This window comes from Leifsonia sp. PARNA 1/14 (assembly GCF_055720965.1).
In genome coordinates this window covers 13100-37117 of sequence record NZ_JBVQSP010000001.1, presented here as the reverse complement: position 1 = coordinate 37117, position 24018 = coordinate 13100, and the positions used below count along the sequence as shown (strand labels likewise).

23 protein-coding genes are annotated in these 24018 nt (G+C 73.2%); 9 read left to right on the top strand and 14 right to left on the bottom strand.

The window, feature by feature from the left end:
* A partial coding sequence (locus tag AC0HS0_RS00190) for a spermidine synthase (protein WP_472960824.1) occupies positions 1-720 on the top strand: 720 nt, incomplete at its 5' end.
* Between the two features lie 21 nt (positions 721-741).
* On the opposite strand, the gene AC0HS0_RS00185 is transcribed toward AC0HS0_RS00190, so the two are convergent.
* The 4 genes from AC0HS0_RS00185 to AC0HS0_RS00170 are packed head-to-tail and all read right to left on the bottom strand — an operon-like array spanning position 742 to position 3746.
* Positions 742-1641 carry a 5-oxoprolinase subunit C family protein gene (locus AC0HS0_RS00185; protein WP_472960823.1) on the bottom strand — a complete coding sequence of 300 codons (900 nt, stop codon included), beginning with the start codon at positions 1639-1641 and terminating at the stop codon, positions 742-744.
* A 20-nt stretch (positions 1642-1661) separates the two neighbouring features.
* Positions 1662-2309: a 5-oxoprolinase subunit PxpB gene (pxpB, locus tag AC0HS0_RS00180; protein WP_472962067.1), complete on the bottom strand. Its 648-nt coding sequence runs from the start codon at positions 2307-2309 to the stop codon at positions 1662-1664.
* Positions 2310-2329: 20 nt separating this feature from the next.
* Positions 2330-3106, bottom strand: coding sequence for a LamB/YcsF family protein (locus AC0HS0_RS00175; protein WP_472960822.1), 777 nt, complete (start codon positions 3104-3106; stop codon positions 2330-2332).
* A gap of 4 nt (positions 3107-3110) precedes the next feature.
* A complete protein-coding gene (locus AC0HS0_RS00170) occupies positions 3111-3746 on the bottom strand; it encodes a CGNR zinc finger domain-containing protein (RefSeq protein WP_472960820.1) in 636 nt (211 codons plus the stop codon).
* 90 nt (positions 3747-3836) lie between these two features.
* Between AC0HS0_RS00170 and AC0HS0_RS00165 the strand changes: the two genes are divergently transcribed.
* Positions 3837-4445: a GNAT family N-acetyltransferase gene (locus AC0HS0_RS00165; RefSeq protein WP_472960818.1), complete on the top strand. Its 609-nt coding sequence runs from the start codon at positions 3837-3839 to the stop codon at positions 4443-4445.
* 25 nt (positions 4446-4470) lie between these two features.
* Here AC0HS0_RS00165 and AC0HS0_RS00160 read toward each other — a convergent pair whose 3' ends face one another.
* The 6 genes from AC0HS0_RS00160 to AC0HS0_RS00135 form a co-directional block, all read right to left on the bottom strand.
* Positions 4471-4998 (bottom strand): SprT-like domain-containing protein, encoded by a 528-nt coding sequence (locus AC0HS0_RS00160; protein WP_472960816.1) that lies wholly within the window; start codon positions 4996-4998, stop codon positions 4471-4473.
* Between the two features lie 36 nt (positions 4999-5034).
* Positions 5035-5424 (bottom strand): hypothetical protein, encoded by a 390-nt coding sequence (locus AC0HS0_RS00155; RefSeq protein WP_472960815.1) that lies wholly within the window; start codon positions 5422-5424, stop codon positions 5035-5037.
* Positions 5425-5655: 231 nt separating this feature from the next.
* On the bottom strand, positions 5656-6864 hold the full coding sequence (locus AC0HS0_RS00150; protein ID WP_472962066.1) for a PQQ-dependent sugar dehydrogenase: 1209 nt from the start codon (positions 6862-6864) through the stop codon (positions 5656-5658).
* Between the two features lie 107 nt (positions 6865-6971).
* The gene (locus tag AC0HS0_RS00145) at positions 6972-7274 is read right to left on the bottom strand and encodes a DUF427 domain-containing protein (RefSeq protein ID WP_472960813.1); all 303 of its coding nucleotides are present in this window, start codon (positions 7272-7274) and stop codon (positions 6972-6974) included.
* A gap of 78 nt (positions 7275-7352) precedes the next feature.
* Complete coding sequence (locus AC0HS0_RS00140; protein ID WP_472960812.1) at positions 7353-7928, bottom strand: 2-phosphosulfolactate phosphatase; 576 nt, start codon at positions 7926-7928, stop codon at positions 7353-7355.
* A 4-nt stretch (positions 7929-7932) separates the two neighbouring features.
* Positions 7933-8469, bottom strand: coding sequence for an EVE domain-containing protein (locus AC0HS0_RS00135; protein WP_472960810.1), 537 nt, complete (start codon positions 8467-8469; stop codon positions 7933-7935).
* 114 nt (positions 8470-8583) lie between these two features.
* Between AC0HS0_RS00135 and AC0HS0_RS00130 the strand changes: the two genes are divergently transcribed.
* The 4 genes from AC0HS0_RS00130 (at position 8584) to AC0HS0_RS00115 (ending at position 11594) form a co-directional block, all read left to right on the top strand.
* A complete protein-coding gene (locus tag AC0HS0_RS00130; RefSeq protein ID WP_472960809.1) occupies positions 8584-8910 on the top strand; it encodes a YciI family protein in 327 nt (108 codons plus the stop codon).
* Between the two features lie 137 nt (positions 8911-9047).
* The gene (locus AC0HS0_RS00125) at positions 9048-10319 is read left to right on the top strand and encodes an RNA polymerase sigma factor (protein ID WP_472962065.1); all 1272 of its coding nucleotides are present in this window, start codon (positions 9048-9050) and stop codon (positions 10317-10319) included.
* Between the two features lie 49 nt (positions 10320-10368).
* The gene (locus tag AC0HS0_RS00120) at positions 10369-10917 is read left to right on the top strand and encodes a hypothetical protein (protein ID WP_472960807.1); all 549 of its coding nucleotides are present in this window, start codon (positions 10369-10371) and stop codon (positions 10915-10917) included.
* Positions 10914-11594, top strand: coding sequence for a DUF1684 domain-containing protein (locus tag AC0HS0_RS00115; protein ID WP_472960806.1), 681 nt, complete (start codon positions 10914-10916; stop codon positions 11592-11594). Before AC0HS0_RS00120 ends, AC0HS0_RS00115 begins: the two co-directional genes overlap by 4 nt.
* 25 nt (positions 11595-11619) lie before the next feature.
* Here the strand turns inward: AC0HS0_RS00115 and AC0HS0_RS00110 are convergent, their stop codons facing one another.
* On the bottom strand, positions 11620-13836 hold the full coding sequence (locus tag AC0HS0_RS00110; RefSeq protein ID WP_472960805.1) for a HelD family protein: 2217 nt from the start codon (positions 13834-13836) through the stop codon (positions 11620-11622).
* Between the two features lie 254 nt (positions 13837-14090).
* On the opposite strand from AC0HS0_RS00110, the gene AC0HS0_RS00105 reads away from it, so the two are divergent.
* Positions 14091-15836: a DEAD/DEAH box helicase gene (locus AC0HS0_RS00105; protein ID WP_472960803.1), complete on the top strand. Its 1746-nt coding sequence runs from the start codon at positions 14091-14093 to the stop codon at positions 15834-15836.
* A gap of 382 nt (positions 15837-16218) precedes the next feature.
* Here the strand turns inward: AC0HS0_RS00105 and AC0HS0_RS00100 are convergent, their stop codons facing one another.
* From AC0HS0_RS00100 to AC0HS0_RS00090, 3 genes are all read right to left on the bottom strand, one after another.
* A complete protein-coding gene (locus tag AC0HS0_RS00100) occupies positions 16219-16878 on the bottom strand; it encodes a TetR/AcrR family transcriptional regulator (RefSeq protein WP_472960802.1) in 660 nt (219 codons plus the stop codon).
* Positions 16871-17791, bottom strand: a complete 921-nt coding sequence (locus AC0HS0_RS00095) for an alpha/beta fold hydrolase (protein WP_472960801.1) — start codon at positions 17789-17791, stop codon at positions 16871-16873. Before AC0HS0_RS00095 ends, AC0HS0_RS00100 begins: the two co-directional genes overlap by 8 nt.
* A gap of 66 nt (positions 17792-17857) precedes the next feature.
* Entirely contained in the window at positions 17858-18439 is a 582-nt protein-coding gene (locus AC0HS0_RS00090) for an NUDIX hydrolase family protein (RefSeq protein WP_472960799.1), read from the bottom strand.
* A gap of 111 nt (positions 18440-18550) precedes the next feature.
* Here AC0HS0_RS00090 and AC0HS0_RS00085 point away from each other — a divergent pair, with 111 nt between their 5' ends.
* A complete protein-coding gene (locus AC0HS0_RS00085; RefSeq protein WP_472960797.1) occupies positions 18551-19207 on the top strand; it encodes an alpha/beta hydrolase in 657 nt (218 codons plus the stop codon).
* 76 nt (positions 19208-19283) lie between these two features.
* Positions 19284-24017: an Lhr family ATP-dependent helicase gene (locus AC0HS0_RS00080; RefSeq protein WP_472960796.1), complete on the top strand. Its 4734-nt coding sequence runs from the start codon at positions 19284-19286 to the stop codon at positions 24015-24017.
* The last annotated feature ends 1 nt before the right edge of the window (position 24018 follow it).

Sequence of the window (24018 nt, the reverse complement as noted above, 5' to 3'; positions counted from 1 at the left end):
TTCGAGTACGTGCAGCGGATGGGCAACGTGATCGACCTCATCGGCGAGCCGGGCCAGCCGATCACCGCCGTGCACCTGGGTGCGGGCGCGCTGACCCTCCCGCGCTACGTCGCGTACACCCGGCCGGGGTCTCGGCAGCAGGTCGTGGAGCTGGAGAGCCGGCTCGTGGACCTGGTGCGCGAGAACCTGCCGCTGCCGCGCTACGCGCAGATCCGCATCCGCCACGGCGACGCACGGGAGGTCGTGGGCAAGCTGCCGGCCGGCCTCCGCGGGGAGGTCGATCTGCTGGTGGTCGACATCTTCAGCGGCGCGCGGACCCCCGCGCACGTGACCAGCGTGGAGTTCTACCGCTCGGCGGTCTCGCTGCTGAAGCCGGACGGCATCGTGCTCGTGAACGTGGCGGACGGGCCGCCGTTGTCGTTCGCCCGCAGCCAGGTCTCGACCCTTGGTGCGGTGGTGGAGAACGTGGCGGCGCTGGCCGAGACGCAGGTGCTCAAGGGGCGGCGGTTCGGCAACGTCGTGCTGGTGGGGTCGAACTCGCCGCTGCCGCTGGAGTGGCTGCCGCGCCTCCTGGCCAGCGGGCCGCATCCCGCCAAGGCCGTGGCGGGTGAGGAACTGCGCACGTTCGCCGCCGGAGCGCCCATCGTGACCGACCAGACCAGCGTGCCGTCGCCTCCGCCGGCGCGCAGCATCTTCCAGAGCGGCACCCGCCGCGAGTGAGCTCGCCGGCGCACGTTCCCGCTAGGCGTGCCGGAACGACACCGTGCGGCCGGGACGGAGTTGGGCGAAGGCGTCGACGGAGCGGTCGGCGACGACAGCGATGACCGGATAGCCGCCGGTCACAGGGTGGTCGGCGAGCAGAACGGTCGGGCGGCCGTCGGGCGAGACCTGCACCGCGCCGGCGATCATCGGCTCGCTCGGCAACTCGCCGGTCTTCGCGCGCTCGAGGAGCACAGGAGGCGACGGCTGGACACCGACCGCGTGCAAGGGGACGCGCGGCGGGTCGAGTCGCACCCCGACACGATCTCCGTCGGCGCTCACCCGCCACTCCACCCTGAAGAAGGCATCGAGCGCGGCTGAGGTGAACCAGTCCGCGCGAGGTCCGCGGTGGGCGCGCACCTCCGCCGGCTCCTCCCCCGGATCGGCGAGCGGGACGAAGTCGATCGCCGGCACGGGCGTCGCGGGCTCCGCGCCGATCGGGAGGAGGTCGCCCGGCAGCAGCGCCGCCGGACCGAGCCCGGAGAGAGTGTCGCGGGAGCGGGATCCGAGCACGGCCTCCACGTCGATGCCGCCGCGCACCGCGAGATAGCTGCGCATCCCGTAGGCAGGCTGGGCGATGCGCAGCTCGGCACCGGCCCCCGCCTGGACGGCTGCGTGGGGGTCGACGCGACGGCCGTCGAGGAACAGCTGTGCGGGCGCACCGGTCACGGCGAACCACACGGGAGCTTCGAACCGTGCGGCGAAGCCGCCGAGCAGAATCTCGACACCGGCCGCGGGCTCCGGGTTGCCGACCAGCCGGTTCGCGAGAGCGAGCGCGCTGCGATCGAGCGCGCCGGAGGGGCTCACACCGACCGCTGCGTGCCCCGGCCGGCCGAGATCCTCGATCAGCGCGAGCGGGCCGGGCCGGAGGATGCTCAGCACCCTTCGAGTCTCCTCGGCGCTCACGGCGTGACCTCCACGAACCGCACCTCGACGCCGGGGCGCAGCAGGGCAGGCGGATCGGCGCGCACATCCCAGAGGGTGGCCTCCGTGCGGCCGATGAGCTGCCAGCCGCCGGGGCTGGATCGCGGGTAGACGCCGCTGAACTCGCCCGCCAGTCCCACCGAGCCGGCCGGCACCGAGGTCCGGGGCGTGGAGCGGCGCGGCACGCGGAGCGCGTCGTGGTCGGTCACCAGGTAGGCGAAGCCCGGCGCGAAACCGCCGAACGCGACGCGCCAGCGGGAGGCTGTGTGCCGCTCGACGACCTCCCGCGGCGTCAGTCCGAGCAACGCGGCCACCTCGGCCAGGTCGTCGCCGTCGTAGCGGACGGCGAGCTCCACCACGTCGCCCGCCGCCGCTGCGGGAGGCTCGGGTACGGTTCGCTCGATCCAGCCGCGCGCGGTGGTCGGCGACAGCACGCGCGGATCGAGGAGCACGGCGATCGTGCGGGCCGCCGGGACGAGGTCGACGACGCCGGTCGGGCGGGTGCGTTCGAGAGCGCGGTACATCCCGAGCACGACGTCGAGTTCGGCGCCGGCTGCTTCTGCGCCGGCTGCCTCGAGCTGGACGAGCAGCGCGCTGTCGCCGTAGCCGAGAACCCGGATCGTCACCTCGAGGTTCGACCCCACGATCACACGAAGGCTTCCACGGCGATTCCAACGTCGTCCAGCCGGCGGCGCACGACCTCCGCCATCGTCACGGCTCCCGGGGTGTCGCCGTGGACGCACAGCGATTCGGCCGTGACGACGATCCTCGTGCCGTCCACGGCGTCCACGGTGCCGTCGGCGGCCATGCGCACCGCGCGCGCCGCGATCGCCTTCACGTCCGAGAGGAGGGCTCCGGGATCGGTGCGCGGCACCAGGGTCCCGTCCGCACGGTAACCGCGGTCGACGAACGCCTCGCCGACGAACCGGAGGCCGCGCTCGACAGCGGCCCGCTCGACAGCGGAACCGGCGAGGCCCAGCACCGGGAGCGTCGGGTCGAACGCGGCCACGGCCTCCACGACCGCGGCCGCCTGCGACGCATCGTGGACGATGCGGTTGTACAGAGCACCGTGCGGCTTGACGTAGCGCACGGCGGTGCCGGCCACCCGCGCCATCCCGGCCAGTGCCGCCAGCTGGTAGAGCACTTCATCGCGCAGCTCGGTCGCCGCCACATCCATGCTGCGACGACCGAAACCGGGCAGGTCACGGTAGGAGACGTGCGCTCCGACGGTCACACCGTTCTCGGCCGCCAGGCGGCAGGTGGCGAGCATCGTGGAGGGGTCGCCGCCGTGGAATCCGCACGCGACGTTCGCGCTGGTCACCAGGCGCAGCATGGCGGCGTCGTCGCCCATCGTCCAGGCGCCGAACGACTCGCCGAGGTCGCTGTTGAGGTCGACGCTGCGCCGCTCGGCGATGGGCTCCATCCACCTATTCTGCGGTACCGGCCGCACCCCTCGCACCGGCGGCGCGCGCCCGGTGCGCCCGCACCTTGGCGCGGTTGCCGCACCGCTGCATCGAGCACCAGCGGCGGTTGCCGCTGCGCGACGTGTCGAGGTAGACCAGCCGGCAGTCGTCGGCCGAGCACTCGCGGATGCGGCCGTCGGCGTCCGGGCCGAAGAGCCGCACGGCATCGCGCGCGACGGTGCCGAGCGCCTGGTGCGGCCGTGCCAGCGTGCGACCGGCCTGGCGGCCTCCCCCGGCCAGAACCGGCGGGATGTCGGGGGTCGCCGCGAACAGGTTCACGACGTCCACATCGCCCGGCGCCAGGGTCTCGCCGCGACTGGCCTGACGGGCGAGCCGGCCGATGGCGACCCGCAGCATCTCCGCGTCGCGGAACTCCCGCTCCCCTGACGTGGCCGCCACCTCGGGAAAGCGGCCGCGGAGCCAGCCGCCGAGGGCCTCCGCGTCGGCGATCGAGCGCCATTCGGCGTTGTCGGGCTCGTCGAGGCCGCCCGTGTACGAGAAGTCCAGGGCGAGCGATCCGGAGTCGAACCACCAGCGCAGACCGTCGGAGTCATCCATCCACTGTCCGGTTTCGCGGGGCAGGAGGACGTCGGTAGGCACCGAACTACCTTAGTCGGTTATCGCCGGCGCCCCCGCACGGCGGCCGGCCGTCGAGGGGCTGGGTAGCAGGAGGGATGGGATACTGAGCGGATGAACGCGACCCGCCCCGACCCCGCGGCCGTGCTCGAGGGCGCGACAGTCCGCCTGCGCGCGCTCACCACGGACGACCTGCCCGACCTCCACGACGCGATCGGCCACCCCGAGGTGTTCGCGGGCGGCTGGGGCGGCGGACTCGCGGCGTATCGCGACACCTACGAGGAGTGGCGGGAGTTCATCCTCGGCTACCTCGCCTGGGACACCGGCAACGTCACCGCCGTCTGCCTGCGCGACGGCGACCGCATCGTCGGCACCACGACGCTCGGCGACTTCGACCTCCCGAACGGGTCCGCCCACATCGGCTGGACCGCCTACGCCCCGGAGGTCTGGGGCACCCGCGTCAACGCTGAGACCAAACGACTGCTGCTCGGCACGGCGTTCGACAACGGCTTCGAGCGGGTCAAACTGCAGGCGGACGTCCTGAACGAGCGCTCGCGCGCCGCGATCCTGCGCCTCGGCGCCACCTTCGAGGGCGTACTGCGGCACACGCAGCCGCGCGCGGACGGCACCTGGCGCGACACCGCGGTGTACTCGGTGCTGCGGGAGGAGTGGCCGGCGGTGCGCGACGGGCTCGACGCGCGGCTGGGGTTCGCGACGGCGTGAGTCCGGGGGCCGGGGAGCGGACCGGTCAGTCCAGCTCGAACCCGCGCGGGTCGAGGGCCTCGGTCGCGGCCGCCGCCGCCATCCTCCGCTGTGCGGACGACACCTCCCGGTGCACCCACGAGATGAGGTTGGCCGAGTCGAACCGACGGCTGCAGGCCCCGCACGCCAGCGCGCGGGCGGGCTTGCGATAGCGGTAGTGCGTGTGGCCGCTCGGGCAGGTGCCGACCCACGGCGCGAGGTCGTCGGCGATGGCGCCGCCGTGCAGCCGCTTGCCCTCGTAGCCCAGGTCGAGCGCGATCGCCCGCCACCGCGGGCCGTGGCCCGCCCGCGAACCGGCGAGCGCGTGCGCGACCTCGTGCAGCAGGATCTGGTGGATGTCGTCGTCGTCATACCGCGCGGCCAGATAGCGGGACACCGTGATGCGCTTCGCCGTGTAGTTGCAGAGGCCCGCGCGGGTCTTCGCGTTGTCGAAGTCGAAGCTCCACACGGCGGGGTCGAGGTGGAGGGCGATCAGGGCGTCCGCCCAGCGGCGCACGCGGTCGAGCTCGGCCATCAGCGCTGATCCCCTGGTCGACTCATGACCCGCATCCTACGCCGGACCGCCGCCGTCGTCCGTGCCGGGAGCCGCCTCGCCGGAGGCCGCGCGCTGCGCCTCCAGGAACCGCTGCACCACTGCGACAGCGGTGAGGGCGCCCTCGATCTCGGCCGGGGAGGCGCCCAGCTTCTCGCGCAGGAACACGGCCGCCGTCATGTCGGACAGTGCGTTCTCGAACTCGGCCTGGTCGAAGTAGCACTTGCCGCGGTTCTGCACGGCGAACGCCTCCAGGGCGATCCAGTCGCGGCCCCGTGCCTCATCGACGCATCCGGTCAGCTCGACGATCGCCTCGTCGAGCTTGCCCTGGTACTGCAGCACCTGCGCTCGGCGGATGCGCGCGCCGAGCAGCTGCTCGCGGTCACCGGTGAACCGCGCTTGGCGCACGGCCTCGTTGCCGACGACGATCGCCTCGTCGAGACGGCCCAGCAGGCGCAGCAGGACGGTCTTCTCATTCAGCGCGCTCAGGCTCCGGAGGCTGCCGAGCTCGTCGAGCCGCTCATCGGCGGCGCGCAGATCGACACGCTCGCGGAGCGTGGACGGATCGTATCCGAGAATGATGCTCAGGGTCGGCTCCCAGGTCGTGCGGTTCCTTCCAGAGTAGTCGTCCGAATCCGTTTACCCGGGCTGCCGCGTGTCCTGCGCGGGGACGAGCGGGACTTCGACGAGCCGGTCGTCGCCCGCGCGTGGCGAACCACGGCCGTCGGTGTTGTTGGTCAGCAGCCAGAGCTTGTCTCCGTGGACGACGACGTCGCGCAACCTCCCGAGGTCGCCGTCGAGGAAAGCCCGGGTCGTCACAGGGGCTCGCCCCGCGGTCGACCACGCCGCCCACAGCCGCTCGCCGCGCAGCGCTGCGAGGAAGACGGTGTCGCCGACGACGGCCAGGCCGCTCGGGCTGGCCTCGTCGGTCGGCCACTGGGCGACCGGGTCGGTGTACTGAGGTTCGTGGCCGACGCCCTCCACCACCGGCCAGCCGTAGTTCGCCCCGGGAACGATGATGTTGAGCTCGTCCCACGTGTTCTGGCCGAACTCGCTCGCCCACATCGTGCCGTGCGCGTCCCAGCCGATGCCCTGGACGTTGCGGTGACCGTACGACCAGACCGGGGATCCGGGGAACGGGTTGTCGTGTGGCACCTGGCCCTCAGGGGTGAGCCGCAGGATCTTGCCGCCGAGGGAGGCCGGACTCTGGGCGTTCGCGGTGTTCGAGGCGTCCCCTGTGGTGACGTAGAGCATGCCGTCCGGACCGAAGGCGATGCGCCCGCCGTCGTGGTTGGAGGCCTTCGGGATGCCGGTCAGCACCGGCTCCGGGGCACCGATCGCATACGAGCCCGGTACGCCGGTCAGCGGCATGCGCACCACCCGGTTGTCGGCGCGCGTGGTCTCGTACGCATAGAGGAACGGCGGCGCCGAGACCGCCGGCACGGCGAGGCCGAGGAGGCCGCCCTCCCCCTGGTGCACGACGCCCGGCACGGTGCCCACCTCGCGGAGGCCGCCCTGCGGCAGCCGTTCGAGGATGCGGCCGTCGTCGCGCTCGCTGATGAGCGCGGAGCCGCTCGGCAGCGGCACGACCGACCACGGCGCATCGAGACCGGTCTCGAGCACGGTCGTCTGGGTGCCGGGCTGCCACGGGATGGCGGCCACCGGCGGCGCCGAGGCGGTGGGGCGCGGTGCGGCCGACGGCGTGAGGGTCGCGGTCGGCGCGGGGACCGGCGCGGTGCACGCGGTGAGTGCGGCGGCCTCGGCGAGGGCGAGCGCGACGAGCGCGACGAGCGCGCGGCGGGCGCGGGCCGCCCTGAGCGGGCGGCTCCGATACCCCAGCCGATGCATCGTGCCTCCCCCCACGCGCCTCATGGTAGCCACGGCCTCCACGTCACGGGAGGGGCGACGGCCGCACGGGGGGCTCGGGTGATCGCCGCTGTCGGCTCCGGCGACCGTCAGTCGACGACGCGCACGTCCTTCCAGAACGCGACGTAGTTGCTGTAGTCCTTGCCGACCCGGTCGAACGAGCTCGGGTACGGCGTCGGATAGCTCCAGGCGCGGTCCTGCAGCACCGTGTCACCGTCCTTGACCGAGAAGTACTGGCATTCGCCCTTCCACGGACAGGTGTACGGAGTCGCGGACTCGACCAGGTGCTCGGACTTCACGCTCGCGGGCGGGAAGTACCAGTTGCCCTCGATGCGGATCAGGTCCTCGGTCGGGGCCTCTGCGATGACGGTGTCGTTCAGAACTGCTTTCATGAGTGAAACCTCCTGATCGCAGTGAACACCCGGGTCTACCGGAACATTCCGGCGGCACTGCGGATTGCTATCGAGCGCTCAGGCTGCTCGCAGGACCCGCACCTCGGAGACGGTGCCGAGCCTCCCGGAGCGGGCGAGCTCTGTGGCATCGGCGCCGGCGGCGATCCGTTCCTGCCCCGAGACCGACGCGGTCAGCAGGTGCGCGACCGCTCCGCGCAGGCCGGTGAACGCGGCGCATGCGGCAGCGGCCTCCGGCGAGCTGTAGTCGATGCCGACGCTCGCGAGCGCATCGACCACGGCACCCGCTGCGAGGAGGTCCTCCACGGCGAAGCGCGTCCCGCCTTCCGCCGTCGCGCCTCCCGCCGCGACCAGCGCGACCATCGCGCGACGACCGAGACGCACCTGCTCGTCGAGGATCCAGCGTGCGACGGCGGGGGCGTCCGTGAGCCCCGCGGCCACGACGGAGCCCGTGCCGGGGATCAGTTCGGCGGCGGCCTCCGCCGGCTCGTCGGCGAGCGCATCCACCCACACGACGATGTCGGCGTCGGCCGCGACGGCCGAGGCGCCGGCAGCCGCCCAGTCGAACCGCACCTGGTACTTGGCCTGGCGGTGCGCGGCGGGGACGGTCGACGGTTCGGAGCTGGCGGAATTCACCGCATCAGCGTAACCGGGCGGCGAAACCGGCCGACGCGTGTTGCGCTCGGTGACGCTGCTCGTGCTCACGCTCCCGTGCCGACGACGGCCGCATCTGCTCCCGGATGAGCTCGAAGTCGTGCCGGGTGAGCTCGATCAGCCCGGCGCGCAGTTGATAACCCCAGTCGGGCTTGTCGCGCGTGAAGTCGAGGGAGGAGAGCAGCGGCCGGATGGGGGTGGCGACCGCGTCGTGGTCCCAGTCGACGCGCCGACGCCACGCGACGAAGTCGGCGGAGGCGTTGCGGCGCTGGCCGGCGCCCGGCTGCATGCCCTGGGTCGCCTGGTACACGTCGGCGTCGGCCAGCCTCCCGACCGCGGTGAACTGCTTGAGCGGATCGCCGTCGGGATACGACTCGCGCGGCGAGTAGTACACGAACCCGTCGGCCGCGCCCATCCGCTCGAGCGGAGCGCGCGCGCCGTGGTTGACCTGGGCGAAGCCGCCCGCGACCCCGCGCAGCACGTGGTCATGCTGAACCACGCCCAGCCAATAGCGGATCGCCATGCTCCCGTTCTAGCGCACAGGTACGACATCGCAGCGGGGACGGGCGCTGGATGTCGAATCCCGTCGGCGCCGCTCGACGTATCGATTGAGTCCACCGCGACGGAAGGAACCTGCATGCGCTACCTCCTCGTCCTGACGACCGACCCGCTCGATGCGTCACCGGCGGCCGACGTCCTGCAGCGGTTCACGGTCGACCTGATCCACTCCGGGGTGCTGCTCGCGGGCGAGCTGCTCGCCGCGGACGGCCTCCTCGTCGAGCTCCGGGCCGAGGGGCCGTGCCGGATCGCAGACGCTCCTGTCACGGCCGCGAGTGCGTCGGCGTTCTGGATCGTGCAGACCTCCGACCGAGCAGAGGCGGTCGAATGGGCGAGGCGCCTGCCACTGGATCGTGGCAGAGTCGAGGTGCGCCGCATCGTGAGCGGCGCCGCGGCGGACGCGTGAGCGGGGCCGGAGACGTGGGAGGGACGCTGGTGGCAGACGGGCAGGACACGGCTGGCTCGCACCGTGCGACGGGCTCCCGCGGTGCGACGGGCTCCCGCGGCGCGACGGCCGACGAGGCCAGGCGCGCCGTCGAGGCGGTGTGGCGCATCGAGTCGGGCAAGCTGGTCGCCGGCCTCGCCCGCTGGACCGGGGACGTCGGGCTCGCGGAGGAGCTGGCCCAGGACGCCCTCGTCGCCGCGCTCGAGCAGTGGCCGGAGACCGGTGTGCCGCGCACCCCCGGCGCCTGGCTGACGACAGTCGCCAAACGCCGCGCGATCGACGGCTGGCGCCGGCGCGAACGCCTCGACGAGCGCTACGCCGCGCTCGCCCGCGACCTGGAGCAACAGGACGACGACGACCCCGCCGCGGTGGCGGAGGAGGATATCCAGGACGACCTGCTGAGGCTCGTCTTCGTGTCGTGCCACCCCGTGCTCGCGCCGGGCGCCCGGGTCTCGCTGACGCTCAAGCTGCTCGGCGGCCTGACCACCGAGGAGATCGCGCGGGCGTTCCTCGTACCCGTTCCCACGATCGCGCAGCGCATCGTGCGCGCCAAGCGCACGCTCAGCGCGGCGCACGTGCCCTTCGAGGTGCCCGATCGCGCCGACTACCCCGAGCGGCTGTCGTCAGTGCTGGAGGTCGTCTACCTGATCTTCAACGAGGGCTACTCGGCCACCGCGGGCGACGACTGGATGCGCCCCGACCTCTGCCAGGAGGCCCTCCGCCTCGGCCGCGTGCTGGCCGAGCTCACCCCTCGCGAGCCGGAGGTGCACGGCCTGGTCGCGCTGATGGAGTTCCAGGCCTCCCGCCTGCCCGCGCGGGCGACGCCCGACGGCGAGCCGATCCTGCTGCAGGACCAGGATCGCACCCGGTGGGACCGCCTCCTCATCGGCCGCGGCGTCGCCGCCCTCGCCCGCGCCGACCGTCTGCTCGGCGCCCGCGGACGCGGCCCGTACGCGCTGCAGGCCGCCATCGCCGCCTGCCATGCGACCGCGCCCGCCCCCGGCGACACCGATTGGGAGGAGATCGTCGCCCTCTACGGCGCGCTGGCGAGGCTGCGGCCCTCCGCGGTCGTGGAGCTCAACCGCGCGGTCGCCGTGTCCATGGCTTATGGTCCGGACGCTGCGCTCGACGTGGTCGAGCGGCTCGTGGAGGGCGGCGCCCTGGAGTCCTACCACCTCTTGCCGTCGGTGCGCGCCGACCTCCTTTTCAAGGTCGGCCGGCACGCCGAGGCGGAGGTCGAGTTCGAACGGGCCGCGTCGATGACCGCGAACGCGCGGGAGCGGACGCTGCTGCTGGGGCGGGCGGCGCAAGCGGCGGAGGCCGTGCGTGTCCGGAACGCCGGACCCGCCGCATCCGGGAGTGCGCCGTGAATGCCCCCTTCCCCTGCCCGGGCGTGAGGAGATGCGTGACACTGGGGAGGTGAGAGTCCTTCTCAAGCTCATCCTCGACTGCGACCCCGATGCGGCCTGGCGTGCCCTCCAGAGCCCCACCGCGTTCCGGGAGGTCGCGATGCCCTGGGTGGACTTCCGGTCGGACGAGGCGGCCGGGTTCCCGACGGTCTGGGACACCGAGGAGCACCGGGTCAGCGTGCGCGCGCTCGGCGCGTTCACCGTCGGCACGCAGGCGATCCGGCTCGACACCCTGCGCTCCACCGACCCCCGCGAGAGCGCGACCCGCATCCTGCGCGACAGCGGAGGCGGGACCGGTGGCGTCCTGTCCGCGATGCCGCACCTCGACCACCGCATGGCCGTGGCTCCCGACCCTGCCGGGCCCGGACCCGACGGTCGCCTGCGGACCCTTTATCGCGACCGCCTGATCGTGCGCGCCGGTCTCGTCACCCCTCTCGCCTGGTACGGGCTGTGGGCGTTCTGGCAATGGCGCGGCGTGCGCCTGCGGCGCCTGGCACCGACCTGGGCATACGATCCCCCCACGCCCGACGAGGGCGCCGAGACGGAGGCAGCAGCATGAGCACCCTCACCCCAGAGACCGCACCCGAGGTCGACCCGGGTCACGGACGCGCCGCGACTGCGGTGCAGACCGCGGACTGGCGGCGCAGCGTCTTCGCGCTCTACTCGTCGGTGCGCCGGATCGCCGTGAGCGACCCGGCCGCCGCGCACGCCCACTGGATCTCGTGCCGCAACGAGCTCTTCTCGTCGCACCCGGCCTCCCCGCTGCTCGACGACGACCGCGACCGCTTCACCGGCCTCCCGGTGTCGCCGTACGATCCCGACTGGCGCTTCGAGCTGCCCGTGCACGCGCCGGCGGAGCCGAGGCGGATGGACGTCGAGACCGGCACCGACGGCGTCGTGCCCTTCGAACTCCTGGGCACCGTGCGCGTGCCGCTCGCCGGCACGCTCGACGTGTGGCGGCTGGCCTCCTACGGCGGCGGCCTGTTCGTGCCGATCAAGGACGCCCTCGCCGGCAAGCGCGGCGGCACCTACGGCGGCGGACGCTACCTGATCGACACGATCAAGGGCGCCGACCTGGGGATGTCGGCCGACGACGGCGAGGCCACGCTCGTCCTCGACTTCAACTTCGCCTACAACCCGTCGTGCGCGTACGACCCGGAGTGGGCCTGCCCGCTCGCGCAGGCGGGCAACACCCTCCCCGTCGAGATCCCCGTCGGCGAGCGCTACCCCGGCTGACAAGCGCCGGTTCGGGAGGTGGATCTCAGCGGGCGACGAGCGTGAGGCGCTGCGTGGGGCGGGTCATCGCGACGTAGAGCGACGCGGCGCCGCGCACCGACTCGGCGGCGAGCGACTCCGGGTCGGCCAGAACGACCGCGTCGAACTCGAGACCCTTCGCCTCGTAGCCGGTCAGCACCGAGATCGGGCGCGTGAGCCCGGCCGCCCCGCGAGCCGCGTCGTCGCCGAACCGCTCGCGCACGGCGGCCGTCACGGCCTCGACGTCGTCGACGGTCGCGATGACGGCGAGCGTGCCGTTCCGGTCGATGCCGCGATCGTGGGCGACGGCCTCCGCGACTGCGACGGGGAGGCCGTCGGCCTCCGCCTCCACGCGACGGATCGGCCAGTCGCCTTCCCGCACGGCGCGCGTCGGCGTGATCGGCAGTCCGGCGTCCTGCGCGATGCGCTCCGCCTCACGCGTGATCTGGGCGGGGGTGCGGTAGTTGACCGTGAGCTCCTCCAGGCGCCAGGCGTCCTTGAACGACGGCTGCAACGCCTCCTCCCAGCTCGTCGCGCCCGCCGCCGACGCCACCTGGGCGATGTCGCCGACGATGGTGAACGACTTCATCGGGCACCGCCGCACCAGCACGCGCCACTGCATCGGCGACAGCTCCTGCGCCTCGTCGACCACCACGTGACCGTAGGTCCAGGAGCGGTCGGCGGCCGCGCGCTCGGCGGTCGTTCCACGGTCCTCCTGCTCGGCGAAGCCATCGGCGAGCTGCTCTGCGCTCACCAGGCCCTCCACACCCATGTTGCGGATCGCGGCACGTGCGTTCTCGAGGTCGCGCTTGCGCTGCCGTCCGCGCTCGCGGGAGGCCGGGTCGGAACGCCCGGGAAAGTCGCCGAGCAACTCGGCGGCCTCGTCGAGCAGCGGTACGTCCGAGACGGTGAACGACTCGTTCCGGTCGCGCAGGAGAGCCTGCCGCTGCTCCGGCGACCAGCGCGGAGTGAGCTCCGCGAGCCAGGCCGGGCGGGCGTACAGGTCCTGCAGCAGCTTCTGCGGCGTCAACGGCAGCCACGCCGTGTTGAGCAGCACGCGCACGTCGTACGAGGTGCGGAGGTCCTCCCGCAGCACCCGGAGGTCGGCCTCGTCGATCGTCGAGCCTCCCGCACGCAGCTGCGCAGCGAGCTGATCGGTCAGCTCGCCGAGCGCGTGCTTCACGAAGGTGACCCGGGCGACGTTGTGCGGCTTGCCCGTGCGCTGCGCCTTCGCGATCGCCCGCTGCACGAGCTCGGGCTGCACGACCAGCCGCTCGTTGTCGACCACGATCGTCTGCGTCTCGTCGGGAGCCTTCTGCCGCGACCGGACCGCGCGCGACAGCAGCCGGGCCATCGTGGCCGCGCCCTTCAGCCGGGCGGCCTCCGGGGCGTCCTCGGCCGTGGCCTCCACCCCGGGGAACAGCTCGCCGAGGGTCTGCATCACGACACCGGTCTCGCCCAGCGACGGCAGCACGGCCTCGATGTACCGCAGGAACGCCGACGACGGCCCGACCACGAGCACACCGGAGGCGCTGAGCCGCTGGCGGTTCGCGTACAGCAGGAAGGCGGCGCGATGCAGCGCGACGGCGGTCTTGCCGGTGCCGGGACCGCCCTGCACGACGAGCGCGCCGCGGAGGTCGGAGCGGATGATGCGATCCTGCTCGGCCTGGATGGTCGCGACGATGTCGTGCATGCGGCCGGTGCGCTGCGCGGTGAGCGCTGCGAGGAGGGCGCCCTCGCCCTGCACCTTCTCGCCCGAGGTCGCGCCGTCGAGCAGCGCCTCGTCGAACACCTCGTCGTCGATACGGACGACCTGGCGCCCGTTCATCGTCAGATGCCTGCGAGCCCGAACGCCCATCCGCTCGCTCGCGGTCGCCTGATAGAACGCGCTCGCCTGCTGTGCACGCCAGTCCACGAGCAGCGAGACCTGGTCGTCGTCGCGCAGCCCGACGCGGCCGATGTAGCGGTGGTCGGTGCCATCGACCGGCGCGTCGAGGAGCAGACGGCCGAACACGAGCCGCGCATCCACATCGCGCAGTTGCAGCAGCTGGTCCTCGTACAGGCGGGCGAAAGCGTCGCGTTCGCTGCGCGCCTGGTGGTTGCTTCCGACACTCTCGCGGCGCACCCGCGTCAGCCGCTCCTCCGTCTCGGCCCTGAGCGTGTCCAGCCGCTCGTACAGCCCCGAGACGACGGTGCGCTCACGTTCGAGTTCCGATTCCTGCACGCGCGACCACCCTTCCGGATTACGGGCCGACAGTCTACGACCTCCCGCCGGGAATCCGCTCCCAGCAAGCATGGGGCCGGCACCCGGTAGACTGTACGGACCAGCACGACTGGCCTGCCGACATCGTCGGCGTGCGCGAGCGCCGGGCGGTGGCCCCGCCGCGCACCTCCACTCTTCTTTCCGGCGAAGACGTCCTGTTCTTGCGACGACCGCCCGAACCGCCCGCAGGGCCGAGCCCTGCCAGAAAGGCACTTGTGACCAACCAGACCTTCGCCGAGCTCGGCGTGCCCGCCCCCCTCGTCGCCGTCCTCGCGGCGGACGGCAAGACGGAGCCGTTCCCCATCCAGGCCGACACCCTCCCCGACACCCTCGCAGGGCGCGACGTGCTCGGGCGCGGCAAGACCGGCTCGGGCAAGACCATCGCGTTCTCGCTGCCGCTGGCGGCTCGGCTCGCCGCTGGTGCTCCCGCTTCGGGAGGCCGCCCGCAGCGCGGATACCGCCGGCCCCGCGGCCTCGTGCTCGCCCCGACCCGCGAGCTCGCCACCCAGATCGACGCGACGCTCAAGCCGCTCGCGAACGCGCTGGGCCTGACGACCACGACCATCTTCGGCGGCGTCGCACAAAGCCGTCAGGTGACCGCGCTGCAGGCCGGCGTCGACATCATCGTCGCCTGCCCCGGCCGCCTCGAAGACCTCATGAAGCAGGGCATCGTGCACCTCGACCGCGTCGAGCTGACCGTGCTCGACGAGGCCGACCACATGGCCGACCTCGGCTTCCTGCCGACGGTCACGCGCATCCTGAACGCCACACCGTCACGCGGCCAGCGTCTGCTCTTCTCGGCCACGCTGGACAACGGCGTCGACAAGCTGGTGTCGAAGTTCCTCACGAACGAGGTGCTGCACTCGGTCGACGACGCGACGAGCCACGTGGAGGCCATGACCCACCACGTGTTCGAGGTCGCGGACCAGGACGCCAAGAAGGACCTCATCCACGCGCTCGCCTCCGGACGCGGCCGCCGCATCCTGTTCATGCGCACCAAGCACCAGGCCAAGCGCCTCGCCAAGCAGCTGACCTCGGCCGGGATCCCGGCGGTCGACCTCCACGGCAACCTCAGCCAGGGCGCCCGCGACCGCAACCTCGCCGCCTTCGGCTCCGGCGACGTGCGCGTGCTGGTCGCGACCGACGTCGCGGCACGTGGCGTGCACGTCGACGAGGTGGAGCTCGTGGTCCACGTGGACCCGCCCGCGGAGCACAAGGCCTACCTCCACCGCTCGGGCCGCACCGCCCGCGCCGGCAGCGCCGGCGACGTCGCGACGGTGATGCTGCCCGACCAGGCGGGCGACGTGCGCTCGCTGCTGCGCGCGGCCGCCATCACCGCGAGCCCGCAGCGCGTCACCGCGGAATCGCCCGCCGTGACCTCGCTCGTCGGTGAGCGCGCGCCGCGCGTGGCGCCGGTGGCCGAGCCCAAGAGCGGCGGGAACAGCGGTTCCGGCCCCGGCTCGGGCGGCGGCGGTCGTGGAGGCCGCGGCGGCCGTGGGGCCGGGCGCGGTTCGAACGGTGACGCTCGTGACGCCGGTGGCCGCGGGAACGCCGGTCGCAGCGGTGCAGGCCGCAACGGTGGCGGCCGGAGCGGCGGCGGTCGTGACGAGGCGGGCCGCAATGGCGGCGGTCGCGACGCGAGTGGCCGCGACAACGCGGGCCGGAACGCCGGCGGTCGTGACAATATGGGCCGCGACGACACGCGCGGCGACGGCTCGTCGCGTCGGCGCGGGCGCGGCAGGGGTCCGGCGCAGTCCGATGCTCGCACGACCACCGGCGAGCGCGCCGGCGGCGCTGGACGCAACGGAGGCAACGCCGGCAACGGCGGGGCCGGCCGCAGCAGCAACCACGGCAGTGGCAACCACGGCAACGGCGGCGCTCCGCGCACCGGGATGCGCGTCGGCGACCTCGTAGGCGGAAGCACCAGCCGAGGCCGCGGCACCCGCCGCGCCCGCGGCTGACGCCGCCCGGATCGACAACTCCGGAGATCGACGGCCCATCGGCCCGAAATGTCCGGACCAGCACAACGGCGCGCCGTCGACACGGCGAGGTCTCCGGAGTCGTCATCTCGTTGCGCCTTCGCGTCGATGACTCCGGAGGTCGGCGTCGACCCGCCGCGCGGCGGACGATGACTCCGGAGACCGGCGGCTCGGGAGGGTCCATCCTCCGGATGAGAGGGACGCCTCCCGACGCCGACGGAGGATCGCCGCGCGCCGGCCGATCGCGCATCCTCCGGAAGCTGCCGCCGGTCGGAGAGTCGCGACCGATCTCCTCCGCTACCGACAGCGCACCCGCGCAGTCGGTAACGGAGGATTCGCGGTGCGACACGCCCGGGAACGGCAGCTAACGGAGGAGGCCGGGCCCGGGAACGGCCGCGGATCCTCCGTTGGCCGCAGCCATCGCGGCTGCAGCCGCTCGGGACCCGGCGAGCGCGGAGATGCCGGCGGCAATACCGTCGATGAGCAGACGGAAGCTGCGGTCGAGGTCGTCGGGGAGGCCGAAGCCGCCGCCGAGTTCCAGGGTGACGAAGCCGTGGAGGGCGCTGCGGAGCATCCGGATGGCGTCCACGGTGGCGTCGTCGGGCAGGCCGAACCCGCGGAGTGCGGCGGCCAGCACGGCGATCGTCTCCTCAGCGCGCGCGGCGAGCTCGGCGTCGGCGGCCGAGCCGAGCTCGGGGGCGACCTGCGTCGCGGCGTAGCGGCCCGGGTGCCGGTGGGCGTACGCCCGGACGGCGTCTGCCGCCGAGTGGATCGCCTCCGGCCCGGAGCGGCCGATCGTCGCCTGCGCCAGCACGCGTGTCAGCTCGGCCACGCAGTCGGTGGCGACGAGGCGGCGCAGGTCGTCGAGGGAGGCGACGTGCTTGTACAGGCTCGGAACCGCGACACCGGCGCGGGAGGCGACGGCGGCGAGCGTCAGCCGGTCGAGCCCGGTGACGCCCCCGTCGTCGACGACGTCGAGCGCCACCGCTGCGACGGCGGTGCGGGTCAGCCCGGCCCTAGGCACGCGACTCACGCCCGGTGCGCGCCAGCGCCACCCCCTCAGCACCAGTCACCGTCCAGTCGCCACCGGCGGCGGCCTGGAGGTCGCGGAGGAAGGTCAGCGTCGCCGGCACGATGATGTCGGGCCGCTGGGCCTGCGGGTAGTGGCCGGATTCGGGGACGCGCACGACCTGGGCGCCGAGGGTCTCGATCCAGTCCGCCTCGGCCGCCGGGTCCTTGTAGTCGGGGTCGAGCGCGCCGACGAAGGCGAGCATCGGCGCCTGCACCTCGGGCAGCCGCGGCTCGACGACCGAATGGGTCAGGGCGAGTGTGAGGCGCCGGAACGACCGCAGCCGGCCGGGCTCCTTCATGTTGCGCTTGAGGTCGGCGGCGTGCTCCTTCAGCCACGGGGCGGTGCGGCCCTTGTTGATGGAGCGGTAATAGCCGGCCCAGACGGACGCGCCCCACGGCCCCGTGAACAGCACGCGGTACATCCCGTGGATGGATGCCACCGCGAAGCGGCTCATCGCCGGGTCGCGCAGCAGCGGGCCGAACAGCACGAGGCCGGCGACGGCGTCGGGGCGTTCGGCGGCCGCCCACGCCGCGGCGGCGGCGCCCATGGAGTTGCCGAGCACGACGGCGCGGCCACCGGGTCGGTCGCCAGCCAACTCGTCGATCAGGGCGAGGAGGTCGCGGCCGGTGGCGATGTCGCCGAACTCGCGGAAGGTCGTGTCGGAGTCGCCGTGGGCCCGCAGGTCGGTGACCGCGACGCGGTAGCCGGCCTCCAGCAACGGGTCGACGAGCTCGCGGTAGGTCGAACGGAGATCGCCCATCCCGGGGACGGCGACCACGAGAGGGCCGGTGCCCTCGACGGTGTAGCTGATGCGTCCCTCGGGGCGCTGCAAGTACCGGACCTGCGAAGCGATGGAAGTATTCATAGCCAATAAGCTAATACCATTAGCTAGAAAGCACAAGAGAAAAGTGAAACCGCACCGGAGGCCGACTCAGGCCAGACGCCCCACCGACGCCATCGCGGCCTTGACGAGCGCGCCGCGGCCGCCCTCCAGTTCTTCGCACACCGTCGGCGACACCGCCTCGTCGGGCGTCATCCAGGTGATTTCGAGGGCGTCCTGCCGGGGCTCGCAGGTGCCGGTGACGGGCACGACGTAGGCGAGCGAGACGGCGTGCTGGCGCTCATCGGTGAACGCGGACACCCCGGGCAACGGGAAGTACTCGGCCACCTGGAACGGGACGGGGCTGGCCGGCAGCAGCGGGAACGCCATCGGCCCGAGGTCTTTCTCGAGGTGCCGGAACAGCGCCTCCCGCAGCGTCTCGCCGTACATGACACGGCCGGAGACGAGCGTGCGCGTGATCTCGCCGACGGCGTTCGCCCGCAGCAGCACGCCGACCTCCGTCACCTGGCCGAGGCCGTCGACCCGCACAGGGACGGCCTCCACGTACAGCAGCGGGAGCCGTCGCCGGATCTGCTCCAGCTCGATGTCGCTCAGCCAGGCGGGACCGGGCCGGGCCCCCGAGCCGTCGAGCGGGTCGGGAGTCGGGTCCGGGTCGGGGGTGCGCACGCTCATGCACCGATCCTACGGATGCCGCGCCGCTCGTCCACGCAGACAGACGGATCTGTGGACTGCACCGCGATCTGGGGGCTGTGGAGGACGGTCGGGTAGTGCGCACAATGGATCATGCCGTTTCCCGCCCCCGAGCTCCACCTCGACCACGACGCCGTGCTGTGGTCGGCAGGCGAGGCCGACCGGGTCGGCCGACCCCGGCTGATCCTGCTGCACGGCTACGCGTCGGACGAGGCCGACCTCTTCGGCATCTCGGCCTACCTGCCCCTGGAGCCGGTGATCGCGTCGCTGCGAGCACCCATCCCCGAAGGTCCCGGCTTCGCGTGGTTCTCGCGCTTCACGAACGTCTCGGGCGACCCGCTCGCGGCGAACGCCAACGCGGCCGCCCGCGCGGTCCTCGACTGGATCGACGAGCAGCCGCACGTGCCGACCGGCATCCTGGGCTTCTCCCAGGGCGGCGCGCTCGCGCTGCAGCTGATGCGGCTGGCCCCGGAGCGGTTCGACTTCGCCGTGATGCTGTCGGGCTTCGTCGTGCAGGGCGCGGCGGACGGGGACGCGACGCTCGCCGAGCGCCGGCCTCCGGTGTTCTGGGGTCGCGGGACGCACGACGACACCATCCCGGCCGCCTCCATCGCGCGCGCGGAGGAGTGGCTGCCCGGGCACAGCAGGCTCGACGCCCGGATCTACGAGGGCCTCGGGCACGGCATCTCGCCGCTCGAGCTCGGCGACATCTCGTCGTTCATCCGCGCGAACCTCCCACGCCGCGGCTGACCCGGCGGCGACGGGCGGCGAGGAGGCAGCGCCGCACCACTGGTCCGTGTCGGTGGCCGGGAGCAGGATGGAGTCGATGAGCGACGTGCTCGACCGGTTCTCCCCCGCGACCCGTGAATGGTTCCGCGGGGCCTTTGCCGCGCCCACCGACGCGCAGGCGGGAGCGTGGGAGGCCATCTCGCACGGGCGCCATGCCCTCGTGATCGCCCCGACCGGCTCGGGCAAGACTCTCGCCTCGTTCCTCTGGGCGATCGACCGCTTGGCGAGCCGCGAGCCGAAGCCGGACGACCGGCCGGGCACCCGAGTGCTCTACATCTCTCCGCTCAAGGCGCTCGGCGTCGACGTCGAGCGCAACCTCCGGGCGCCGCTGGTCGGCGTCACCCAGACGGCGCGGAGGCTCGGCAGCGAGCCTCCCCACGTCAGCGTCGGCGTGCGCTCGGGCGACACCACCTCGGCCGACCGCCGGGCGCTCGTCGCCTCGCCGCCGGACATCCTGATCACGACCCCCGAGTCGCTGTTCCTCATGCTCACCTCCCAGGCCCGCGAGACCCTCGCGACGGTCGAGACGGTCATCGTCGACGAGGTTCACGCCGTCGCCGCCACCAAGCGCGGTGCGCACCTCGCCCTCTCGCTGGAGCGCCTGGACGCGCTGCTGCCGAAGCCCGCGCAGCGCATCGGGCTCTCTGCGACGGTGCGGCCGGCGGAGGAGGTCGCGCGCTTCCTCGGCGGCCGCGCGCCGGTGGAGGTCGTGGCCCCGCCCGCGGGCAAGCGCTTCGACCTCCGGGTCGTCGTGCCGGTCGAAGACATGAGCGAGCTCGGCACCTCGACGTTCGCGAGCGGCAACGACGACGGCTCGGCCCCGCAGGCCGGCTCGATCTGGCCGCACGTGGAGGAGGCGATCGTCGACCGCGTGCTCGAGCACCGCTCCTCCATCGTCTTCGCCAACTCGCGACGGCTCGCCGAGCGGCTCACGGCGCGGCTCAACGAGATCTACGAGGAGCGCGTGCTGGGCGGCGACGCGACCGCCGGCGCTGTCGCCCCCGCCACCGCGGCTCCCCCGCGGCCGCCCGCCGAGCTGATGGGCGGCTCCGGTCAGACCAAGGGGTCCGCCGCCGTCGCCGACCCCGAGTCGCTCGTGCTCGCCCGCGCGCACCACGGGTCGGTCAGCAAGGAGCAGCGGGCACTCATCGAAGACGACCTGAAGTCCGGGAGGCTGCGCTGCGTCGTGGCGACCTCCAGCCTCGAGCTCGGCATCGACATGGGCGCCGTCGACCTCGTGGTGCAGGTGGAGGCCCCGCCGTCGGTCGCGAGCGGACTGCAGCGCGTCGGCCGCGCCGGCCACCAGGTGGGCGAGGTCTCGCGCGGCGTGGTCTTCCCCAAGCACCGCGCCGACCTGATCCACTCGGCGGTGGCGACCGAACGGATGGTCGGCGGCCTCATCGAGACCCTGAAGGTGCCCACCAACCCGCTCGACATCCTCGCCCAGCAGACGGTCGCCGCGACCGCGCTGGAGTCGCTCGACGCCGACGACTGGTTCGACACCGTGCGACGCAGCGCCCCGTTCGCGACGCTGCCTCGCAGCGCGTACGACGCCACCCTCGACCTCCTGGCCGGCCGCTACCCGTCCGACGAGTTCGCCGAGCTGCGCCCGCGCATCGTCTGGGATCGCGACGCCGGCACCCTCACCGGACGCCCCGGCGCGCAGCGGCTCGCGGTGACGAGCGGTGGCACCATCCCCGACCGCGGGATGTTCGGCGTCTTCATGGTCGGCGAGCGCGCGAGCCGGGTCGGCGAGCTCGACGAGGAGATGGTCTACGAATCGCGCGTCGGCGACGTGTTCGCGCTCGGCTCGACCAGCTGGCGCATCCAGGAGATCACGCACGACCGCGTACTGGTGACCCCGGCGTTCGGTGAGCCGGGTCGGCTGCCGTTCTGGAAGGGCGACGGCCTCGGGAGGCCCGCCGAGCTGGGCGCGGCCGTGGGCGCGTTCATCCGCGAGCTGAGCACGGCCTCCCCCGCCGACGCCGAGCTGCGCTGCGTGGAGGCCGGGCTCGACGCCTTCGCGACGGCCAACCTGCTGGCGTTCCTGCGCGAGCAGAAGGAGGCCACCGGTCACGTCCCGACCGACCGCACGCTCGTCGTCGAGCGGTTCCGCGACGAACTCGGCGACTGGCGCGTGGTGCTGCATTCCCCGTTCGGCATGCAGGTGCACTCGCCGTGGGCGCTGGCCGTGCAGGCGCGCGTACGCGAGCGCTTCGGCGTCGACGCCGGCGCGATGGCGGCCGACGACGGGATCATCGTGCGTATTCCCGATACGGAATCCGTGCCTCCCGGCGGCGAGCTGTTCATCTTCGAGCCGGCCGAGCTCGACGAGCTGGTGACGCTGGAGGTCGGCGGCTCCTCGCTCTTCGCTTCACGGTTCCGCGAGTGCGCCGCCCGCGCCCTGCTGCTGCCCAAGTACAACCCGGGCAAGCGGTCGCCGCTGTGGCAGCAGCGGCAGAAGGCGTCGCAACTGCTCGACGTCGCCCGCAAGTACCCGAGTTTCCCGATCATTCTCGAGACGGTGCGCGAGTGCCTGCAAGACGTCTACGACCTCCCCGCGCTCGACGAGGTGGCGCAGAGCATCGCCCAGCGCCGCATCGCGATCGCGGAGGCCGCGACCGAGACGGCGTCGCCCTTCGCCCGCTCGCTGCTGTTCGGCTACGTCGCCGCCTTCATGTACGAGGGCGACAGCCCGCTCGCCGAACGCCGGGCGGCCGCGCTGTCGCTCGACGCCGGACTCCTCGCCGAGCTGCTGGGCCGCGCCGAGCTCCGCGAGCTGCTCGACCCCGCGGTCATCGAGCGGGTGGAGCTGCAGCTGCAGCGACTCGACCCTGACCGGCGGGTGCGCGGCGAGGAGGGCGTGGCCGACCTCCTGCGGCTGCTCGGCCCCCTGACGGTCGAGGAGGTCGCGCAGCGGTTGCAGGGCGCAGCGGAGGCGCCGGAGACCGACGCGACGGACGGGACCGACGCGACCTCCGAGACCGCGACCTCCGAGACCGACGACGCCGCACCCCCGCACGCCACCCGGGAGGCCGCGGCCGCTCATCTCACCGCCCTGGTCGACGCCAAGCGTGCGCTCGCGGTCAGCTACGCCGGCGCCGAGCGCTACGCGGCCATCGAAGACGCGAGCCGCCTCCGCGACGCCCTCGGGGTTCCGCTGCCGATCGGAGTGCCGGTCGCGTTCATCGAGCCGGTCGACGACCCGCTCGGCGATCTGGTGAGCCGCTTCGCCCGCACGCACGGGCCGTTCGAGATCGGCGAGCTCGCCTCCGCGTTCGGGCTCGGACCCGCCATCGTTCAGGACGCCCTGCGCCGCCTCTCGTACGACGGCCGGGTCGCGGAGGGCGAGTTCCGGCCGCACGCGCACGGGTCGGAGTGGTGCGACGCCGAGGTGCTGCGCCGGCTGCGCCGGATGTCGCTCGCGGCGTTGCGCCAGGAGGTCGAGCCGGTCGAGACGGCCACGTTCGCCCGGTTCCTGGGCGACTGGCAGCACCTGGGCTCGACGCTGCGCGGCGTGGACGCGGTCGCGTCGGTCGTCGAGCAGCTCGCCGGCGCACGCATCCCGGCCTCCGCCTGGGAGTCGCTCGTGCTGCCCGGCCGCGTCGCCGACTACAGCCCGGCGATGCTCGACGAGCTCACCGCCACCGGGGAGGTGATCTGGTCGGGAGACGGCGCCCTGCCGGGCAACGACGGCTGGATCAGTCTCCACCTGGCCGACTCCGCGCCGCTCACGCTCGCGCCGCCGGCCGACCGCGAGCCCGACGAGCTGCAGCGCGGCATCCTGGCCGCATTGGCCCGCGGCGGCGGTTACTTCTTCCGGCAGCTGTCCGACGCGCTCGGCGCTGAGCGCGGGGAGGCGATCGACGACGCGGAACTCGTGACAGCGCTGTGGGACCTGGTCTGGTCGGGGCTCGTCACCAACGACACGCTGGCGCCGCTGCGAACCGTCACCGGAGCGGGCGGCGGCGCGCACAAGCGGCCGCGGCAGCCGACCCGGTCGCGGATGTACCGCGGACGCGTCGGCGCGGCACGGCAGTCGGCGATGGTGACCCGGATGGGCCCGCCGACCGTCGCCGGTCGCTGGTCGCTCCTCCCCGAGCGCGACCTCGATTCCACCGTGCGCACGCACGGACAGGCCGAGACGCTGCTCGACCGCTACGGCGTCGTGACCCGCGGCTCGGTGATGAACGAGGGCACGCCGGGCGGCTTCGCGCTCGCCTACAAGGTGCTCAGCGGCTTCGAAGACACGGGGAGGGCGCGTCGCGGATACTTCGTCGAGACGCTCGGCGCCGCACAGTTCGCCAGCGGCCCGACGGTGGACCGCCTCCGGACGTTCGCGCGCGATCACACGCAGCCCCGGCCGTTCGAGGCGCTCGCGATCGCGGCGACCGATCCGGCGAACGCGTACGGAGCGGCGCTGCCCTGGCCGTCCGTGCCGTCGACACCGGGGGGCGTGGAAGGCGGCACCGGACATCGCCCCGGCCGCAAGGCGGGGGCGCTGGTCGCCCTCGTCGACGGCGAGCTGACGCTGTATGTGGAGCGCGGAGGCAAGAGCCTGCTGTGCTTCGTCGACCAGGACGACGAGGCCGGGCGGCCTGCGCTGCTCGCGGCCTCTCGCGCTCTGGCCGGGCTCGTGACCTCCCGCCGGGTCGACAAGCTCGCCATCGAGACCGTCAACGGCGCCGCCGTGCTGGGCTCGCCGCTCGGGTCGGCCCTCGGTGAAGCGGGGTTCTTGGCGACCCCGCGCGGCCTTCGACTGCGCGGGTGAT